The organism is Streptomyces sp. NPDC059853 (assembly GCF_042731495.1).
In the GTDB taxonomy this organism is placed as follows: Bacteria; Actinomycetota; Actinomycetes; order Streptomycetales; family Streptomycetaceae; genus Streptomyces.
This window is the reverse complement of record NZ_JBHWJL010000022.1, coordinates 1-3,239: the sequence shown is the minus strand read 5'-3', so window position 1 is coordinate 3,239 and position 3,239 is coordinate 1. Positions and strand designations below refer to the sequence as shown.

1 pseudogene is annotated in these 3,239 nt (G+C 74.9%); it reads right to left on the bottom strand.

The window, feature by feature from the left end:
- Window positions 1-3,239, bottom strand: a pseudogene (locus ACFV5N_RS04335) (hypothetical protein); the annotation flags it as partial.

Here is a 3,239-nt window from a genome sequence, read left to right as displayed (position 1 = left end):
CGGGTGGGAGCCCGGTGTGAGGCGGGTTCCGTCGACGGGGAGGTGGACGTGGCCGATGGTGGTGCCGCCCGGGCCGGTGAGGGTGGTGACGTTGTGGGTGTGGACGTTGCCCGGGCCCAGGATGAGGTCGTGGCCGCCGTACTGGATCCGCAGCGCGCCGCCGGGCTGCGGGGTCGGGGTGGCGACGAGGCCGCCGTTCGTGTCGAACAGCCCGGGGTTGTCGCCGCCGCGCAGGAAATTCCCGTCCAGCGGGGTGCCGCGGAGCGCGGGCGCGCTGAAGGCGTGGTCGCCGGTGCCGGTGTGGAAGGTGAGCGAGTCGTCGGTGCGCAGCACGAACTCGGTGTCGCCGTGCCGGACCAGCGCGATGTCGTCGATCGGGTGGCCGGCGTCGGTCAGCGGGTGGGCGCCGGGGCCCGCGTGGGTGGGTCCGGTCGGCCGGTGCACGACGCCCACGGGGTTGCCGTCGGCGTCCCGCAGGGTGATGACGTGGTGCGTGTGGTCGCCGTTGGGCCCGATGACGATGTCCCGGCCGCCGGACTGGACCCGGGTGGCGCCGCCGGGCAGCGCGGTGAGGTCGCCGGGGGCGGAGGCGACGGTGCCGTTCGGCCGGATCAGGCTGAGCGTCCCGTCCGCGGCGGCCCGCAGGGTCTGGATGCCGTGCAGGGCCCCGGCGGCCAGGGCCAGGTCCCGGTGGCTGAAGGCGTGGTGCGCGTCGTAGAAGACGGTGGCGCGTCCGCCGTCGGTCGGGTCGATCCGCAGGCCGCCGCCGTTCACCTCGACGACGGTGTTGCCCCGGGGCGTGTCGCCGCTCAGGAACGCGCCGTCCTCGGCGCGGTGGACGGAGACCCGGACGTTGTCGAAGTCGCCGTGGGAGAGGGTGATGTCCTGCTGGTGGCCGCGGAAGGCCGGGGTGCCGTCCGGGCCGAGGTTGAAGCTGTGGGTGTCGATCTGCCGGGGGCCGACCCGGATGTCCATGTCGAGGACGCGCAGGTCGGACGAGGTACGGATGTCGAGGACGTCGGATCCGCGGCCGACCGGCCCGACGCCGCTCAGACCGCCGTCCGGGCCGAACCGCAGCTCCAGCTGCCGGCCGGCCAGGCCGGGCAGATCGACGGTGCGCGGGGCGGGCAGCGCCGGGGCGACGGAGCCGGTGGTGCCCGGGGTGCCGGCGACGGGGGCGGGCGAGACCACCGTGGGGCCGCCGAGGGGTTCGTGGCTGGCCATGTCGAAGTCCCAGCGCCGGACCGAGCCGCCGTCGAGTGCCTGCTCGATGCGGATGACGGGGCGGGTGCCGTCGTGGGCCTCGAAGGCGCGCAGGCCGGGGATGTCCTCGCTGTTCTGGGTGATGGTGACCGGGAACCGGCCGCCGGAGCCGGCGTGCGGGGCGTCGACCCGGACCGAGACGCCGGGCAGGTCGGCGATGCCGTTGTAGGTGTGGACGGCGGGGATGGCCGACGAGGAGCTCATCATGAACACCTGGGTGACCATCGGCCGGGGCGGCACGGCGCTCGGTCCGAACAGGCCGAGGGTGCGCAGCGCCTGGAGGTCCATCGGGCTGAGCGGGTTCAGGTGCGCGCCGCCGGTCTTCAGGTTCAGCGACTCGATGCCGGGCTGCTTGGCGGGCGGCGCGGGCTGGGTCAGGTCGACGCGGCCGATCTCGTTCGTGGCGGGGGTGCCGCCGTGCTTGGCGTTGACCTCGGGCGTGTTGACGTGGCCACCGGCGGGGGTGGGGGTGTGCGGGGTGCCGCCGAGGCCGACGGGGGAGGTGCCCGGGCTGACGGCGGGGGTGACGGCGCCGGTGGCCGGGGCGGCGACGGGGGGCGGGGTCACCTGGCCGGTGGCGGGCGCGACCTGGGCGGACGGCGGGGCGACCTGGGCGGACGGCGGGGTGAGGGTGGCGCCCACGCCGGGGTTGACCTGGCCGGTGGTGGTGATCTCGGGGGTGTCGATCCGGCCCGCGCCGTTGCCGCCGCTCAGGTTGATGCCGAGTTCGGGGACGCTGACGTGCCCGACGGCGGGGGTGCCGCCGGTGCCCGGTACGGCGCTCACCTGGCCGTTGACGGAGGGCAGGTCGGCGAGGCGGGCGGCGGCGCCCGGGGCGTTCAGCTGGAGTGAGTCGAACTTGCCGCCGACGTTCTGGAGCGTGGGCGGCGTGACACCGTGGCTGACGCTGGTGTTGACGTTGTTGAGGGCGTTGACCGCGGGGGTGTCGACGGCGCCGACGCCGCCCACGCTCGGGGTCGTGATGCCGTTCACGCCCGGGGTGGTGACGGCGCCCACGCCGGGGGTGGTGACCGGGGTGATGCCGTTGCCGGTGGCCGGGACGGTGACGCCGCCGACGGACGGCGGGGTGACGGTGGCTCCGGCGGGCGGGACGATGTGGTTGATCGCGTTGATCTCGGGGGTGCTGATGCTGCCGAGGCCCTGGCCGGAGTTGAGGTTGATGCCGAGTTCGGGGACGCTGACGCTCCCGGCGGCTGGGGTGCCGACGGTGCCGGGTACGGCGTTCACCTGGGCGTTGACGGAGGGGAGATCGACGATCCTGGCGTCGATGTTCGGCATGCTGAGCTGGAGCGAGCTGAACTTGGCGCCGACGTTGTTGAGGGTCGGCGGGGTGATGGCCTGGCTGATGCTGCCGGTGTTGATGTTGCCCAGGCCGCCGAGGCCCGGTGCGTCGACCGCGCCCACGCCCGGCACGTTGATGGAGTTGAAGCCGCCGAGGCCGGGCGAGGAGATCGAGGGGCTGATGGCCCCGACGCCGGGGGCGTTGACGGTGGGCATGGAGGTGCCGATGCCGGGCACGGTGACGGCGCCGACGGCCGGGGTGTTCACCCCCGGGATGTTGGCGGTGATGCCGGGGAGGTTGAAGCCGCCGACGCCCGGGGTGTTGACCGCCGGCATGCTGACGCCGACGCCCGGCACGTTGACCGCGCCGACGCCGGGGGCGTTGACGACCGGCATGTTCGCGCCGAGGCCCGGGACGGTGACCCCGCCGACGCCGGGCGTGGTCACGCCGTTGATGCCCGGGGTGGTGACGGACGGCATGTTCGCCCCGATACCGGGGACGGTGACGGCGCCCACGCCCGGGGTGTTGACGGCGGGCATGTTGGCGCCCACACCGGGCACGGTGACGGCACCGACGCCCGGGGTGTTGACGGCGGGCATGCTCGCGCCGACACCCGGGACGGTGACGGCACCGACGCCGGGGGTGTTGACGGCGGGCATGCTCGCGCCGACAC